15 protein-coding genes are annotated in these 15,994 nt (G+C 74.4%); 12 read left to right on the top strand and 3 right to left on the bottom strand.

Annotated elements, in window-relative coordinates; translation table 11 throughout:
• Window positions 1-217: 217 nt before the first annotated feature.
• Genes ACZ3TI_RS21805 through ACZ3TI_RS21815 form a run of 3 tightly spaced genes read left to right on the top strand, consistent with a single transcriptional unit; the run spans window position 218 to window position 1,885 of the window.
• Complete coding sequence (locus ACZ3TI_RS21805) at window positions 218-658, top strand: alpha/beta hydrolase (RefSeq protein ID WP_465728550.1); 441 nt, start codon at window positions 218-220, stop codon at window positions 656-658.
• Window positions 659-679: 21 nt separating this feature from the next.
• Window positions 680-859, top strand: coding sequence for a hypothetical protein (locus ACZ3TI_RS21810; protein ID WP_465728770.1), 180 nt, complete (start codon window positions 680-682; stop codon window positions 857-859).
• 42 nt (window positions 860-901) lie between these two features.
• Window positions 902-1,885, top strand: a complete 984-nt coding sequence (locus tag ACZ3TI_RS21815; protein ID WP_465728552.1) for a GNAT family N-acetyltransferase — start codon at window positions 902-904, stop codon at window positions 1,883-1,885.
• A gap of 568 nt (window positions 1,886-2,453) precedes the next feature.
• Here ACZ3TI_RS21815 and ACZ3TI_RS21820 read toward each other — a convergent pair.
• Window positions 2,454-3,389, bottom strand: coding sequence for an LAETG motif-containing sortase-dependent surface protein (locus tag ACZ3TI_RS21820; RefSeq protein WP_465728554.1), 936 nt, complete (start codon window positions 3,387-3,389; stop codon window positions 2,454-2,456).
• A 289-nt stretch (window positions 3,390-3,678) separates the two neighbouring features.
• Here ACZ3TI_RS21820 and ACZ3TI_RS21825 point away from each other — a divergent pair, with 289 nt between their 5' ends.
• Together ACZ3TI_RS21825 and ACZ3TI_RS21830 are read left to right on the top strand one after the other, a co-directional pair.
• Window positions 3,679-4,089 (top strand): nSTAND1 domain-containing NTPase, encoded by a 411-nt coding sequence (locus tag ACZ3TI_RS21825; RefSeq protein WP_465728746.1) that lies wholly within the window; start codon window positions 3,679-3,681, stop codon window positions 4,087-4,089.
• A gap of 166 nt (window positions 4,090-4,255) precedes the next feature.
• Window positions 4,256-6,031 carry a S8 family peptidase gene (locus ACZ3TI_RS21830; RefSeq protein WP_465728748.1) on the top strand — a complete coding sequence of 592 codons (1,776 nt, stop codon included), beginning with the start codon at window positions 4,256-4,258 and terminating at the stop codon, window positions 6,029-6,031.
• A 36-nt stretch (window positions 6,032-6,067) separates the two neighbouring features.
• Here ACZ3TI_RS21830 and ACZ3TI_RS21835 read toward each other — a convergent pair whose 3' ends face one another.
• Entirely contained in the window at window positions 6,068-6,265 is a 198-nt protein-coding gene (locus ACZ3TI_RS21835; RefSeq protein WP_465728556.1) for a hypothetical protein, read from the bottom strand.
• A 255-nt stretch (window positions 6,266-6,520) separates the two neighbouring features.
• On the opposite strand from ACZ3TI_RS21835, the gene ACZ3TI_RS21840 reads away from it, so the two are divergent.
• From ACZ3TI_RS21840 to ACZ3TI_RS21850, 3 genes are read left to right on the top strand one after another with little or no spacing between them, the layout of a single operon-like run.
• Entirely contained in the window at window positions 6,521-7,867 is a 1,347-nt protein-coding gene (locus ACZ3TI_RS21840) for a D-alanyl-D-alanine carboxypeptidase family protein (RefSeq protein ID WP_465728558.1), read from the top strand.
• Window positions 7,868-7,877: 10 nt separating this feature from the next.
• The gene (locus tag ACZ3TI_RS21845) at window positions 7,878-8,291 is read left to right on the top strand and encodes a PPOX class F420-dependent oxidoreductase (protein WP_465728560.1); all 414 of its coding nucleotides are present in this window, start codon (window positions 7,878-7,880) and stop codon (window positions 8,289-8,291) included.
• A 6-nt stretch (window positions 8,292-8,297) separates the two neighbouring features.
• Window positions 8,298-8,705: a PIN domain-containing protein gene (locus ACZ3TI_RS21850; RefSeq protein WP_465728562.1), complete on the top strand. Its 408-nt coding sequence runs from the start codon at window positions 8,298-8,300 to the stop codon at window positions 8,703-8,705.
• On the opposite strand, the gene ACZ3TI_RS21855 is transcribed toward ACZ3TI_RS21850, so the two are convergent.
• Window positions 8,706-10,394, bottom strand: a complete 1,689-nt coding sequence (locus ACZ3TI_RS21855) for a TROVE domain-containing protein (RefSeq protein ID WP_465728564.1) — start codon at window positions 10,392-10,394, stop codon at window positions 8,706-8,708.
• Between the two features lie 297 nt (window positions 10,395-10,691).
• Here ACZ3TI_RS21855 and ACZ3TI_RS21860 point away from each other — a divergent pair, with 297 nt between their 5' ends.
• From ACZ3TI_RS21860 to ACZ3TI_RS21875, 4 genes are all read left to right on the top strand, one after another.
• Entirely contained in the window at window positions 10,692-10,853 is a 162-nt protein-coding gene (locus ACZ3TI_RS21860) for a hypothetical protein (RefSeq protein WP_465728566.1), read from the top strand.
• The gene (locus tag ACZ3TI_RS21865) at window positions 10,850-13,123 is read left to right on the top strand and encodes a heavy metal translocating P-type ATPase (RefSeq protein ID WP_465728568.1); all 2,274 of its coding nucleotides are present in this window, start codon (window positions 10,850-10,852) and stop codon (window positions 13,121-13,123) included. Before ACZ3TI_RS21860 ends, ACZ3TI_RS21865 begins: the two co-directional genes overlap by 4 nt.
• 101 nt (window positions 13,124-13,224) lie before the next feature.
• Window positions 13,225-13,710: a copper chaperone PCu(A)C gene (locus tag ACZ3TI_RS21870; protein WP_465728570.1), complete on the top strand. Its 486-nt coding sequence runs from the start codon at window positions 13,225-13,227 to the stop codon at window positions 13,708-13,710.
• A gap of 62 nt (window positions 13,711-13,772) precedes the next feature.
• Window positions 13,773-15,989, top strand: coding sequence for a histidine kinase (locus ACZ3TI_RS21875; protein WP_465728572.1), 2,217 nt, complete (start codon window positions 13,773-13,775; stop codon window positions 15,987-15,989).
• The last annotated feature ends 5 nt before the right edge of the window (window positions 15,990-15,994 follow it).

Here is a 15,994-nt window from a genome sequence, read left to right on the forward strand (position 1 = left end):
CAGGCCGTCTCCCGTGCGACCGGGCACACGGGCCCACAGGAGCCCTCTTCGGAGCGGAGCGACGGCGCACGTCGCTGCGCGCGCTCTCGCACCTCGGCACCACCGTGCTGCTCTGCCAGTTCACTGCCGTGGCCATGGTCTTCGTGGTCGTCAACGACGAGAACCAGCTCTACGACAGCTGGGGCGACCGCTGGGCACCTCCAGCCACGTGCGGGCCGTGCCCGTGCCCCCGAAGGACGAGGGGCTCGCCGGGGACCAGGTCGCCGCCTCCGCCGGCCCGTCCGGCACCCCCGCGCCGAAGGTGGTGCAGGCCTTCCACGCGCCCGACTCGGACGCGGTGCCCAGGAGCGTGAAGCAGGCCGACCTCAAGGGCAGGCTCTCCGGCGTCGACGGCGAGGTGCTGGTCTGGACGCCGCCGCAGTACGACGACCCGGCCTACAAGGACAAGACCTTCCCGGTGGTCGAACTGCTCGCCGGCTTCCCCGGATCCTCCAGCGCCTGGTTCGGCGAGGCCATGGAGGCGGCCAAGCAGCTCGAACCGCTGATGAAGTCCGGTCAGGTGACGCCGTTCATCCTGGTCGCACCGCGCGTCACCCTCCTCGGCAAGACCGACACCGGGTGCGCCGACACTCCCGGCAAGGTCAACGCCGACACCTGACTCTCGCGCGACGTCCCGCAGATGATCGTGGACAACTTCCGGGCCGACACCACCCCGGACCGCTGGGCCCTGTCCGGCGTCGAGTCCGCCCAGGCCCGCTGGCGAGCCGTGAATGCACCCCACCTCGTTGCCCTCGTCCGTGCCGGGGCCCGCTTTGAACGCGGCCGGCTCGTTGAACGGCCGCAGACGACCGCGGCGTGAATAGGGTGGCGGACCTGCCTCGAAGTTCGAGAACATCCGGTCATGTTGGATGGCACGGCGGGACAGGACCTTCCGTTCGGCTTCGGGTTCCGGCCGTATCGCGGCGACGAAGACCACGGCGCCATGGCCGCGGTGCGGCTGGGGTGTGTTGAACGGGACCGGGTCGATGTCCATTCGGTTGTGGAAGGGCTCCCGACAGCGGCCGAGATCGCCGAAGCTTCTGCCAAGTTGGAGGAGCCGTCCAAGAACCAGATCCTGGTGGTGCTCGACGGGAGCGTCGTCGGCTACTCGACGATCCGGTGGTGGCAAGAGCGGGACGATACGTGGCTGTACCTGCACCGCGGCTACCTCTTGCCCGAGCATCGCGGCCAGGGCATCGGCTCAGCCATGCTGAACTGGGCCGAAGAGCGGATCCGCCAGCTCGTCAAACAGCATGGAACGGCGCGGACGGCAGTGATCGGCGCGAACGCCATGGCCTCCGAGCAGGACGCCACGGCAATTCTGCGCGCAGCCGGCTACCGACGTGTCTTCAGCCTGGTCGAGCTGGAGCTGGGCGATCTGCAGCAGGTGCCCGGGCCGGGCAGCGAACTGCCGGCCGGGATACGGACAGGGCCGATCGGGACAAGCCACTACCGTGCAGCCTGGAGGACGGTCGTCGATTCGTATGCGGACACCGGCTTCACTCAGAGATGGCCTTTCCAGGACTTCGTCGACACCGCCGACCCGGCATGCTGGAGGGCTGCCTGGAACGGGCAGGACATGGTCGGCGTCGCCCTCTGCTCCATCCGCCATCACGACCACACCGTGGGCGAGGTGGAAGAGCTGAGTGTCCGGACGGACCAGCGACGCCTCGGAATCGGCCGGGTCCTGCTGCTGGACGGGCTGCGGAGCCTTCGCACGCAGGGTGCAACGACCGCCCGGCTGTTCACCGGCACGGCAAATCCGCATCGGTCCTACGACCTTTACGAGAGTGTGGGGTTCCGGCGACGGAACGAGTACGTCCGGTACCGCAAGCCGCTTGCTTGATCGACCGGCCATTGGGCTGTCGGGTCAGTCCACAGGATTTGACAATGCCTCACCAGATCCCCCGGATGGAGACTGTTCGGGGATACGCGCCTGTGGGGCATCTCCCGTCCAGATCCGTCACGCATGCCGATTGCCGGTCATGGCCCAGCGCCGGAAGCGGCTGACCGAGACCGTATCCCAGTACGACGACCCCAAGCTGGGTGCGCGGGTGGCCATTTCCTTGACGAACCCCATAGAGGCACCCCCGCCCGGCCCGCTGCGCCCTCACCCACTGGTCCAACTGCTCGCCCTCGAACGCCGTCTCCAGCGGCAGGCCGGCCCAGTCGACCCGGCCGTCCGACTCCAGCCACCACTGCCGGGCGGTGGCGTACGTGCGCTACCAGGTGATCGGCGAGGCCGGGCACCACCACGGGTCGATCTCCTCCAACGTGGCTCGCCGCTGCGCCGCCCGCTCGGTACGACGCAGACGGAGTACCGGCGCCGGTTGCTGACCATCCGTGGGCGAACGGACGACGGACGCCCGCGGTCCGGGGACCGCGGGCGTCCTGGGTACCTCAGCGGTGCCGCGTCAGCGGCGGGCGCCTCGACGGCGGGCGATCACCAGCGCGCCCCCGCCGACGGCGAGCAGCGCGGCCCCACCAGCGCCGTAGACGACCATCTGGCTGCTGTTGCCACCCGTGCTGGCCAGGGTGCTGGCCGGCGTGGTCGAGACCGGATTGGCGGTCGGCTTGCCGACCGGGCCGGTCGTGTCCGCCGGGGCGGACGGCGCCGGCATGGCCGGGGCGGTCGACGGGGTGCCGCTGGACGGCGTCCCGGTGGTGGCCGGCGCCGACGGCTTGGCGGTGGTGGAGGGCGAGGCGGTGGCCGTCGCGGTGGCGGTGGCCGAAGGCGTCGTCGTGGCGGTGGGCGTCCCGGTCGGGTGCGGGGTCGCGGTGGCCGTGGGCGACGCCGAGGAGGTCGGCACCGGGACGGTCGGCGTGCCGGTCGGGGTCGGCACGCAGGCCTTGCCGCCGTTCCAGGCCGAGATCAGGTTGTCCGGGAAGACGCCGTCCGGGTACCTCGGCGCGGGGTTGGCGACGCCGTCGAACTTCTTGTCGCCGTTGTACAGGTCGATCTGGCCGTAGCACTTCGGCAGGTGGGCGGAGACGTCCAGGGTCGCCTGGCGGTTCCCGCTGCGCAGCGTCGTGGTCGCCCAGCCGAGGAAGGTCTGCTTGCCCGAGGTGGCCCAGGTCGGCCCCTCGGTGTCGTAGGAGGCCAGCGAGACCCGGTAGTCGCAGCCGTCCACGACGTCGCCGACCAGGCGGACCTGGATAACGCCGTGCGGCTGGGACATCCGGCCGTCGGAGATCCAGCCCTTGCCGCCGTCGACGGAGAACTGGACGCCGACGGCGCCGCACCCGTGCTCGGCCTGGGCCTGGGCGGTGCCGGCGGTGAGCAGCGGAGCGCCGACGGCTATGCCGAGGGCGGCGAGGGCCGGAAGGCTCCGGCGCAGGAGTTGGTGCACGAGGAAGCTCCCTAGGGGTTACACGGTTGGGGTGGGACTCACCGCTCCCCGGTGGCGATCCGGACGGACCGTCACCGGAACTGAGCGGACGTGAACCGTGACCGTATCCGATGGCCCGGCAGCCCCTGCCCCCAGGGCGTGAACGTGGCAGCGAGTCAGCCGTACTCTCGTTCAGCCGGACCAGTTCAAGGAGCTGAATTCGCTTCATACGTCCCGAAGTTCCCAGGATCCCCGGCCGCCCTTCGGCGGCGAAGCATCGGACTGTCCCGCTCCGGAGCTCAAGAGCGTCATCGTCGCTCCCTCCGGGGCGGGGAAGTCCTCGCTGCTACGGGCGGGGGTGCTGCCGGCGCTGGCGGCAGGCCGCCTGCCCGGTTCGGCCGACTGGAGCCGGCTGCTGCTGACACCCACCGAGCGGCCGGTCGACGAACTGACTGCCCGGCTGGAGCAGTTTGTCGGGGTTGCCACTGCCCCAGAGGTCCGTCGTGCGATCGAGGGGGCCCGGACGCGGTCGCGTCCGTGCTGTGCGCGTCGCCCGGTACCTCCCACCTCCTGCTGGTCGTGGATGCGGGTAGCCGGTGATCTCGAAGCGCCATTCGTCGCGCAGCATGTCCTCGCGTGTGCAGACGCCGTGGTGCGCCATGCGTGCCACCTCGCCCGTCCTCTGAGTGCCCCGCGACATCAAAACGTAACGTTTCCGTGAAAAGTCGTCAGGCGTAAAGTCTTCCCCAACTCCTCCCCAATCTGGCATGTTTCCTTCAATTCCCGTGCGATCCCCCTCACGCGCGGGCCGAATCGGAGGACACGTGTCACCCCTGATATCCGGGCGGCTCGGCCGCCCCGCCGCAGCCCTCGCCGCTCTCTCCGCCATGGCGCTCGCCGCTCCCACCGCGTTCGCGACCGCCGCCCCCGCTTCCACCACGCCCGCCGTCCCCGGCAGCGTCACGGTGCCCGCCGCCCCGGCGGCCGCGCAGGCCCCCACCGTCGCGGGCACCGCCGCCGGCTGGGCCGCCGGCACCCGCGCCTACCTGGTGATCAGCGCACCCGCCGACGTCGCCGCCGCCAAGGCCGCCGTCGCCGCGAAGGGCGGTACGGTCTTCGCGAGTTACGACGCGATCGGCGTCATCGTCGCCCACTCGACCAGCACCGGCTTCGCCGCCGCACTGCGGACCGTCGCCGGCATCCAGCAGGTGGGCGCGACCCGCACGTCCGACGTGCCGGCCGACGCCTACAGCCCGGCCCTGCCGGCCAACCCGGCCCAGTCGGCGACCACGCTCACCGAGTCCAACCGCTGGGACATGACCCAGATCAAGGCCGACCAGGCCTGGAACGTGACCACCGGCTCCCCGTCCGTCAAGGTCGGTGTGCTCGACACCGGCGTGGACGACCAGCACCAGGACCTCGCGCCGAACTTCGACGCCGCCGACTCGGTCTCCTGCGCGTACGGCAAGCCCGACGCCCGGACCGGCGCCTGGCGCGACGTGGACACCCACGGCACCCACGTGGCCGGCACCATCGCGGCCGCGAAGAACGGCAAGGGCGTCATCGGCGTCGCGCCGGGCGTGAAGATCGCCTCCGTCCGGATCGCCGAGCCGAGCAGCACCCTGTTCTACGCCGAGAACACGGTCTGCGGCTTCGTCTGGGCCGGCGACCACGGCTTCAAGGTGACCAACAACAGCTACTACACCGACCCGTGGCAGTTCAACTGCCCGAACGACCTCGACCAGGCGGCCATCATCGAGGGCGTCAAGCGCGCCCAGGAGTACGCCGAGGGCAAGGGCTCGCTGCAGGTCGCGGCCGCCGGCAACGCCGACTACGACCTGGCGAACAAGACCACCGACACCGAGAGCCCGAACGACTCCACCAAGGTCACCCGGACCATCAGCAACGCCTGCCTCGACATCCCCACCGAACTTCCGGGTGTGGTGACCGTCGCTGCCACGGGCAGCGGCAGCGGCAAGGCCTCCTACTCGAACTACGGTCAGGGCGTCATCGACGTCGCGGCGCCCGGCGGCGACGGCGCGACCGGCGTCTACTCGACCCTGCCCGGCGGCAAGTACGGGACCAAGAGCGGCACTTCGATGGCCTCCCCGCACGTCACCGGGGTGGCCGCGCTGATCGCGAGCACCGACCCGTCGCTCACCCCGGCCGACATCCGGGCGCGGCTGGCGAGCCAGGCCAACGACCTGGCCTGCCCCGCCTCGGACAGCCGCTGCACCGGCACCACCGCCGACAACTCCTTCTTCGGCGAGGGCCAGGTCGACGCGCTGAAGGCGGTCGGCGGCACCACCCCGCCCACCGGGAAGTACTTCGAGAACCTCACCGACGTGGCGATCCCCGACAACACCACGGTGGAGAGCCCGATCACCGTCACCGGCGTCACCGGCAACGCCCCGGCGACGCTCAAGGTCGGCGTGGACATCAAGCACACCTACCGCGGTGACCTGGTCCTCTCCCTGGTCGCCCCCGACGGCACGGTGTACCTGCTGGAGGACTTCCCGAACAGCGACAGCACCGACAACGTCAACAAGACCTACACCGTCAACGCCACCGCGAGCGTGGCGAACGGCACCTGGAAGCTCCGGGTGAAGGACGGCGCCGCCGGCGACACCGGCGCGATCGACGCCTGGAACCTCACCTTCTGACCCACCCGAACCACCTCCGTCGCCCGCCGCCCGCGCCTACCCGCGGCGGGCGGCGGGGATCGACAGCAGGACGCCGAGCACCAGCAGGGTGGCGTACCCCGCGGTCTCGTGGCCGTCCGGCACCAGGTAGCGGACGAAGCCGAACAGCCGGAAGCCCCCGAGCCAACCGGACAGAAGGCCGGAGGCCCCGCCGAGGACGAGCACGAATCCGAGGTAGCCGAGCAGGGTCTTCATGGCCCCGAGCCTAGGAATCCGCCACCGCGCGGGCATCCGACTTTCGGCGCGACCGGGCACCACCAAAGTCGTGCGCGGGGGCCCGGGTGCGGGGATCCGGACGGAGCAGCAGGCGCGGCGGCCCGACGGCGGCCCGGGTACGTTCGCCGTGTGCAGCCCAATCGTGTGCATCCCGACCGTGCCCAGCCCGAGCACGAGCAGCCCGAGCGCCGGCACCTCAGGCGCGTACAGGCCGAATACGGGCACCTCAGGCGCGTGCGCCCCAGGCGCGTGCAGCGGAAGTCCCCGTACGCCAGCAGGGCCGCGGCTGGCGTCGCCGCCTCCGTCCTGGTGCTCGCCGTCGGCACCCCGATGGCCCTCGCGGCGCTCATACGGGGCGCCGGCGGAACCGCCGGCGGAGTCGTCGGCGGGGAGCGGCTCGGCAGTCCGGACGTCCAGGTGGCGCCGCTGGCCGGGGCGCCCGCGCTGCCGTCCGAGCTGACCGGCCGCTCCTGGCTGGTCGCCGACGCGAAGACCGGCGAGGTGCTCGCCGCCCGCAACGCCCATCTGCCGATGCCGCCGGCCAGCACGCTCAAGATGCTGTTCGCGGACACCGTGCTGCCCAAGTTCGACCGCTCGCTGGAGCACCAGGTCACCCCGGCCGAGCTGGCCAACCTCGGAGCCGGCAGCAGCCTGGTCGGCGTGAAGGAGAACCTGCCGTACCGGGTCGAGGACCTCTGGCGGGGCGTCTTCCTCAGCTCCGGCAACGACGCCGTCCACGTCCTCGCCCACATGAACGGCGGCCTCCAGCAGACCGTCACCGAGATGCAGGCCCGCGCCCGGACGCTGCAGGCGATGGACACCAAGGTGGTCTCCCCCGACGGCTACGACATGGACGGCCAGGTCTCCTCCGCGTACGACCTCACCCTGTTCGCCCGCGCCGGGCTGCGCAACGCCGACTTCCGCTCCTACTGCGCCACCCGCATCGCGCGCTTCCCCGGCGGGATGGACAACGTCACCGGGCAGCGCACCAGCTTCGACATCGCCAACACCGACCGGCTGCTCGGCAAGTACCCGGGGCTGATCGGCGTCAAGAACGGCTACACCACCAACGCCGGCGCCACCTTCACCGGCGCCGCCGAGCGCGACGGCCGCACCATGCTGGTCACGGTGATGCACCCGGAGGCACAGGGCAAGGTCTACGACGAGGCCGCCGCCCTGCTCGACTGGGGCTTCGCGGCGGCCGGGAAGGTCCAGCCGGTCGGGCAGCTGGCCGAGGACACCGCCCCCGCGGCCGCCGCTCCCGGCGGCTCCCCGGAGGCCGCTGCCGCCTCCCAGCTGCCACCGTGGTCCCGCCCGCCCGTGATCGGCGGCAGCGGCCCCGGCATCGCCCCCGCCGTCTGGTCGGCCGCCGTCCTCGGCACCGCCCTCGCCGTCTGGGCCGCCGCCCGTACCGCCGTCCGCCGCCGGCCCGCGCCCGCCCCGGCCGCTGCCGCACCGGCGTTCGGCGGCGGCTCCACCGGTCTCGGCGGCCGCGGCCGCCGCCGTCTGACCCGCCGCGCCCGTGCGGTGGTGCACACCGCCCGCACCCGCCGGTCCCGGGCCCGGTCCGGCCCCCTCTAGACTTCCGCCCATGACCACGCCCGACCCCTCCGCCGCGGACCGGCTCGCCCGGATCGTCCGGCTCTCCTCCGGCAGCTACCTGCTCGTCACCACCTACAAGAAGGACGGCACCACCGTGCCGACCCCGGTGTGGGTGGTCCGCGACGGGGAGGCGCTCGGCGTCTGGACCGTCGCGGACTCCTGGAAGGTCAAGCGGATCCGCAACCGCGCCGACGTGCTGGTCGGCCCGTGCGACGTCAAGGGCCGCCCGACCGGCGAGCAGTACCCGGCGACCGCAGAGATCCTCGGCCCCGAGCGCACCGCCGCGTACCGCACCCTGCTGCGCCAGAAGTACGGCCTGCTCGGCGTGCTCACCCTGCTCGGCAGCCGGCTGCGCCGCGGCGAGCGCGGCACCGTCGGCATCCGGATCACGCTGGCGGACTGAGGAGCCGTGGCGGCCGTGGGAGAGGACGGGCGCGCTCCGACGCTGCTGGTGGTGGACGGGGCGAACGTGGTCGGGTCGGTGCCCGACGGCTGGTGGCGGGACCGCCGGGGCGCCGCCGAGCGGCTGCGGGACGCGCTGGTCGCCGTCGCCGGGCGCGGGCTGCCGGAGCGTCCCGGACCGCTGGAGGTGGTCCTGGTGGTGGAGGGCGCGGCCCGGGGCGTCGCCGGGCTGCCCGAGGTGCGGGTGGTGGAGGCGAGCGGCAGCGGGGACGACCGGATCGTGGAGCTGGTCCGGGAGGCGCGGGCCGAGCACCCCGGGCGGGACTGCCTGGTCGTCACCGCCGACCGCGAACTGCGCGCCCGCGTCGGCGCGTTGGGCGCAGCGGCGACCGGCCCGCGCAGCGTGCGGCCCTGATCACTCCTCCCAGGGCCAGGCGACGGTGCTGCCGCGTTCCAGCAGCGGGATGAGCTCGAAGGACGCGTCGCTGAGCCCACCGAAGGTGTGGCGGTGCGGGCCCGGGGCGGCGTGGCCGAAGGCGTAGCCGGCCAGGTTCCAGGTGTAGACCGGGACGCTCTCCGGGACGGGTGCGAAGGTGTTGTACGCCGACCAGTGGGCCTGTTCGTCGGTCACCACGACCACCCGGTCGTGGTCCCGGTAGTGCTGCCGGACCGCGGCGGCCGTGGAGGTGCCGCCGAGGCTGCGGAAGCGCCGCAGGGTCTCCAGCACCGACGGCTCCGGTTCGACCACCCGGCTGTCGCTGCCGAACTGGACCAGGTCGGCCTGCTCTGCCCGCAGGGCGAGCGCGGTGCCGAAGACGGCGGCCGTGTCCGCCCGGTTGAGCTGGGTCCGGGCGGAGGGGAGGTCGAACATCGAGCCCGAGCGGTCCACCAGCACCAGGGTGCGGCCGGGCAGCGCGGGGACCCTGGCCAGCGAGTGGCCGAGGGCGGTCTCCAGCGGCTCGGACCAGCGCGAGGAGCGCGTGGCGCGGTGGGCGGCGAGGAACCGGAACGGGAACTGCCGGGAGCGTCGCACCTCCTCCGGGTCGGAGATCCGGCGGGCCACCTCCGCCGCCACCTCGTCGCGGACTCCGGCCTGGTCGAAGTTGCGCAGGTTGCGCACCAGCGCCATCGGCCCCATCGAGGGGATGACGGCCTCCCAGACGGCGGCGTCCAGCGGGCCCTGCAGCCAGCCGGCCAGGGCCTCCCAGGTCATCCCGGCCTCGGCGAGGCGCTGTGCGCCGCCGGGCTCGGCGACCAGTGCGCGGCGGTCGGCCGGCGGGACCGTGAGCAGGGCGTGGTGGGCGGTCAGCAGGGGCTCGTCGGCGGGCGGCAGGGCGCGGTCCGGGTGGTGGCGGCGGTCCAGGGCGTGGCGGAACAGGGCGTGCTGCCAGGGCCTGGCGGGCGCGGGTGCGGGGTGGGTGAGCTCCAGGACGTCGCCGAAGCGGAAGGCGTGCGAGGGGGTGTCGTACTTCAGCAGGGCCCGGCCGGTGTAGAGGCGGCGGACCGCGTCGCCGATGCCCCGGCGCAGCGGCTGGGGCAGCCTCCGGCCGTACCGGGAAGTCCAGTGGGCGAGCAACTCGCCGGGCTCGTCGGGGCGTTGGAGCACCGCGTCGACGGCCTGCCGGGAGTACCCGGCGGCTCCTGCGGCGGCCCGGGCGTGGACGAACTCGGCGGCCCCGGCCAGGGCTGCCGTGCGGATACGGGCCTCGGTGCGCAGCCAGTGCAGCAGGCCGAGGGTCCACTGCGGGTCGCTCACGGCGTGCTCGCGGACCAGCCGGAGGTAGCGTTCGTCGCGCTCGGCGGCCGCCTCGTAGAAGCTCTCCTGGCCGAACAGGTGGGAGACGGCCAGGAGGAACAGCTCCGACTTCGGCTCCCGCACGTACCCGGTGCCGCCCTGGTGGTTGGCGACCGGCCCGCCCGGGGTGGGCGCCCGGTGCGGGGCGGGTGGCGGCGGCACCGAGCGCAGGTGCGCGACCTCCGGCACCGGCCACAGGCCGTCGGTGGCGAGCGGGGAGGACACCCCGCGCCTGGTGAGTCCCGGTAGTTCTCGCTGGATCTCGGCCCTGGTGGCGGCCTTGGTCCGTTGACGGCTGAACCGGGTCATGCAGTGGTCCCCCTGGTGGGTGGAGCGGCTGGGGCGGGACGGGAGCGGCGCGAACAGGCGCGGAGACGGCGCCTCCCGGGATCAGAAGTGGCACCGGTGGCACTTGTTTTCGTCAGGAAGTAACCGGGGCCGGGCGCATCGGGAGGCGCCGTTCCGGACGCTACCCGGTCGGGTCACGGCGTGTCATCCGATTTGTTTTCGACGCGTTCGGGCGGGGATTTCGGAGCGTACGGGAACCGACGGCGCTGCCCGTCCGACTGCTGGGGGGTGAGTGCGAAGTCGCCGGGTGTCCGGCCGTTGAGTGTGCTGGTGGGGTTCGCCCTGCTGCTGGTGGTGGTGTTCGTGGTGGCCTACGGGGTGGGCAGGCAGGTCGGGCCGGTGGCGCCCGGGCTGCGGCCGGGCAGTGGGGGCGGCGCCTCGCCGGGGATGGGCGGGCACGACATGGGAGGGATGCGGTGAGCGCCGTCGCGGGGGCCGATGCCGGTGCCCCGGGGTCCGACGCCCTGGTCTCCACCGACCTGGCGGTCGGCGGGATGACCTGCGCGGCCTGCGTGGGCCGGGTGGAGAAGCGGCTGGGCCGGATCGACGGGGTGACGGCCGGGGTGAACCTGGCGACCGGCCGGGCCCGGGTGCTGCACCCGGCCGGGGTGCCGGTCGAGGACCTCGTGGCGGCGGTCGAACGGGCGGGCTACACCGCCGAGTTGGCACCCGAAGGGGTGCCGGTCGGGGTGGTGGAGGAGGAGCCGGACGAGCGGTGGCGGCTGCTGATGACCGCCCTGCTCGCCGTCCCGGTGCTGGTGCTGTCCATGGTGCCCTCGCTGCAGTTCACCGCCTGGCAGTGGGTCTGCTTCGCGCTGGCCGTCCCGGTGGTGACCTGGGGGTCGGCCGCCTTCCACCGGCGGGCCTGGCAGGGGCTGCGGCACGCGGCGGCGACCATGGACACCCTGGTGAGCCTGGGTGTGGTGGCCTCCTTCGGCTGGTCGGCGTACGCGCTGGTGTTCGGCGGGGCCGGGGATCCGGGCATGCGGATGCCGTTCTCGCTGACCGCCGACGGCAGCGGCACGGCGCACGTGTACCTGGAGGCGGCGGTCGGCGTGCCGCTGTTCGTCCTGGCCGGTCGGCTGCTGGAGGGCCGGGTGCGGCGGCGCAGCGGTTCCGCGTTGCGGGCGCTGGCCGAGCTGGGCGCCAAGCAGGTGTGCCTGCGCGGGGCGGACGGCGAGGAGCGCCTGGCGCCGATCGAACTGCTGCTGCCCGGGCAGGAGTTCGTGGTGCGCCCGGGCGAGCGGGTGGCCACCGACGGGGTGGTGGTCGAGGGCGGTTCGGCGCTCGACCTGAGCCTGCTGACCGGGGAGAGCGTGCCGGTCGAGGTGGGCCCCGGGGACCGGGTGGCGGGCGCGACGGTGAACGTCGGCGGCGCGCTGGTGGTCCGGGCCACGGCCGTCGGCGAGGACACCCAACTGGCCCGGATCACCGCCCTGGTCGCGGACGCCCAGGCGGGCAAGGCGCGGGCGCAGCGGCTGGCGGACGCGGTGGCCGGGGCTTTCGTGCCCTGCGTGCTGACGGTCGCGGCCGCCGTGCTGGGGTTCTGGCTGGGCGCGGGCGCGGCCCCGCAGGCGGCGGTGACGGCGGCCGTCGCGGTGCTGGTGGTGGCCTGCCCGTGCGCGCTCGGACTGGCGACGCCCACGGCGCTGCTGGCGGCGACCGGGCGTGGTGCGGAGCTGGGTGTGCTGGTGCGTGGCCCGGAGGTGCTGGAGAGCCTGCGGCGGGTGGACACCGTGGTGATGGACAAGACCGGGACGCTGACCACCGGCCGGATGGAACTCGCGGCGGTCACCACGACGGAGAACGTCGAAGAGGCGCAGGTGCTGCGGCTGGCGGGCGCGGTCGAGCACCGCTCCGAGCACCCGATCGGCCGGGCGGTCGCCGCGGCGGCCCGGGAGCGCTGCGGCGCCCCGCCGCCCGTGGACGGCTTCGCCGCGGCCACCGGGCTCGGGGTGTCCGGGACGGTCGAGGGCCGGGCCGTCCGGGTGGTCCGCCCGGACGGCACCGCGCTGCCCCCGGCGCTGGCCGGGGCGGTCAGCGCGGCCGGCGACGCGGGCCGCACCGCCGTCGTGGTCGAGCTGGACGGGCGTCCGGCGGCCGTCCTGGCGGTCGGCGACACGCTGCGCTCGGGCAGCTGGCGCGCACTCCACCGGCTGCGCGGGATGGGCCTGGAGACCGTCCTGCTGACCGGGGACGGGCCGGGCGCCGCCCGGGCGGTGGCGGCCGAGCTGGGCATCGAGCGGGTGCACGACTCCGCCTCGCCCGAGCGCAAGGCCGAGGTGGTGGCCGAACTGCGGGCCGCCGGGCGGACGGTGGCGGTGGTCGGCGACGGCGTCAACGACGCGGTCGCGCTGGCCTCGGCCGACCTCGGGGTGGCGCTGGCCTCGGGCAGCGACGCCGCGATCGGCGCGGCCGGGCTGACCCTGGTGCGCGGCGACATCGAGGCGGTGGTGGACGCCGTACGGCTGGCGCGGCAGACCCTCGCGACGATCCGGGCGAACCTGCTGTGGGCCTTCGGCTACAACCTGGTGCTGATCCCGCTGGCGGCGGTCGGGCTGCTCAACCCGATGCTGGCGGCGGTCGCGATGTCGCTCAGCTCCCTGCTCGTGGTGGGCAACAGCCTGCGGCTGCGCACCTGGGAGCCGGGGCGGGGCAGCCCGGCACGCGCGAAGGGGGCTCGACGGTGAAGGCGCTGGGACGGCTGAAGGGGGCTCGACGGTGAGGGCACAGGAACGGCTGAAGGGGGCTCGACAGTGAAGGCGCTGGAACGGCTGAAGGGGGCTCGACGGTGAAGGCGCTGGGACGGCTGAAGGTCGCCGGCCCGCCGGTCGGCGCGGCGGTGCTGGCGCTGGTGCTGCTGACCGGCTGGACGGCGGTCGGCGGGGCGGGCCGGACCCGCCCGGTGGAGGCCGGGCCCGGCTGGGTGCTGCTGCCCACGGCGGGCGCGGCCACGGCCACCGCGGCCTTCTTCACGGTCCGCAACCCGGGCGACGTGCCGGACGAACTGATCGGCGCCCGCTGGGAGTTCGGCGGGCCGATCACCCTGAAGCGGCACCTCCACCAGGGCGCGGCGGGCCGCTGGGAGCCGGTCGCGGCACTGCCCGTCCCCGGGGGCGGCGAACTCGCGATGACCCCGGAGGACGCCGACCTGATGATCGCCGACCCGCCGCCGCTGCGGGCCGGCCAGTGGGTGGAGTTCACCCTCACCTTCCGCCACAGCCCCGAACTCCGGCTCGGGGCCCGGGTGCTGGCACCGGCCGACCGCCCGCGCTGAGCTCCGCCCGGGCCCCGGGCTCGGCAGCGCCGGTGCTCGCGCCGCGCGCGTACGATGCCCCGGTGGCGGGGAGAGCGGGGAGAGAGGTCCGGCTGCGGCCGGCGCGGGCCTTGGTGGTCGCGGTGGCTGTCGCGCTGGCGGCGGCGCACCTGTTGAGGGGGTTGGCGCGGATACCGGCGGAGCCGGTCGCCGGGGCCGCGGTGGTGGCGTCCTGCCTCGCGCTGGTGGCGCTGCAGCTGCGGCACACCCGGCCCGAGCCCGGCGGGGTGCCCGCGTGGGCGGGCTGGACGGTCGTGGAGCTGGCGGTCGGCTTCCTCGCGGTCGGCCCGTTCGGCGTCTCGATCGGGCTGCTCTGCCTGCCCGCGGCCTCGCTCCTGCTGGAGCGCCGCCGGCTGCTGCTGCCGCCGTTCGCGGCGGGCGCCGTCCTGGCCGGGGCGGTCCGGTCCGCCGACGTGCGCGACACCGCCGACCTGCTGGTGACGGTCGCGCTCGGCGGCGTCATGCTGTACGCCGTCACCACGCTCGCCCTGCTGGCGGCCGGCGTCCACACCGCGCGGCTCACCCTGGCCGCGGCCGCGGTCACCGACGAGCGGCTGCGCATCGCGTCGAGCCTGCGCAGCGAGCTGTCCGAGGGGCTGGCGCGGATCCACGGCCTGGCCGTCGAAGGCGGTCCCGCCGCCCTCGACCGGCTGATCGACGCGGCCCGCACGACGCTGGCGGCCGCCCGCGCCACCACCGCCGAGCTGCGCAGCCTCTCGCTCGCCCCGGAGGCGGCCAGCGCCCGCGCGCTGCTCTCCTCCGCCGGCATCACCGCCGACATCCGGGTCGGGCACCGCGAGCCGCTCGGACCGACCGGCACGGTGCTCGCGGTGGTGCTGCGCGAGGCGGTCACGGCGGTCGTCCGGGTCGGCGACGCCCGCCGGTGCGAGGTCACCACCGGTGAGCGGACCGGGCGGGTGGTCCTGCGCGTGGTCAGCGACGGCGTGCCCACGGCGGCACTCGGCGCGGACGTCCTGGACGGCCTCGCGGAGCGGGTCCGCGCCGTGGGCGGCCGGCTGACGGCCGGTCTGGAACCGGACGGGCGCTTCGCCGTGGAGGCGACCGTCGCCGCCACCCCCGCCCCGGCGGCCGCCGCCGACCCGCCCGAGCTGCGCACCGCGCTCGGCCTCTACTACTTCCTGCTCGCCGCGTTCTGCGCCAAGGCGCTGCTGTTCGTCCCCTGGTCGGTGTCCGGACTCGCCCTCGGCCTGGCCTGCGCACTGGCGTTCTGTGCCTTCCAGGTCCGCTTCTCGATCAAGGACGCCACCCGGCACGCCCGCCCCGCCCTGCTCGCCTCGGCGGTCCTCGCCCTGGCACCGCTGCCCTGGCTGGGGCGGAACTGGATCGGCGCGGCCGGCATCCTGGCCGGCTCCCTGCTGATCGCCCTGCCGCTGCGCGCGGGCGCGGCCCTGGCCGCCGCTATGGCGCTGGCCGCCGGGGTGATCGGCGGGGGCGGCCCGGCCGCCGTGCTGCTGACCGGTGTCAACGTGACCATCACCTGCGTGGTGGTCTTCGCGGTGCTGCGCCTGGTCCGGCTGGTACGGGAGCTGCAGCGGGCAGGGGCGGGACTGGCCCGCGCCGCCGTCGTCACCGAGCGCCTGCGCGCCGCCCGGGACCTGCACGACCTGCTCGGGCACGGATTGGCCGCGATCCTGCTCAAGGCCGAACTCGCCCGGCGTCTGGCGGACGCCGCGACGGACCCCGGTACCGGGGCTTCCCGGGGGCCCGGCGGCAGTGCCCGCGCGGCAGCCGATGACCGCTGCCGGGCCGAGCTGGCGGACATCGCGCGGCTGGCCACACGCGGGCAGGCCGAGCTGGGCGCGGTGGCGAGCGAGAGCCCCCGGCTCTCCTTCGCGGCCGAACTCGCCTCGGCGGCGGCCGTCCTGGAGGCGGCCGCCATCACGGTGGAGCTGGACGACGCACCGGTGCCGGCCGAGGCGGGGACGGTGCTGAGCGTGGCCCTGCGCGAGGCCGTGACCAACATCCTGCGGCACAGTTCCGCCCGCCATGCCAGGATCGCTACCTCCGTCACCGGCGGCTCGGTGCGCCTGGAGGTGGAGAACGACGGCGTCCGGGCCGGCGTCACCGCGCCAGGCTCCGGGATCGGCGGCCTGACCGTACGCCTCACCGAGGCCGGCGGCACCCTGAGCGCCGGCCCGGACGACGGCTGGTACCTGCTGCGCGCCGAACTGCCGCTGAACCGGCGGCACGAAGCCGGAGCAGCGGTCCCCGTGGTGTGACGACG

The organism is Kitasatospora sp. NPDC023120, assembly GCF_055560835.1.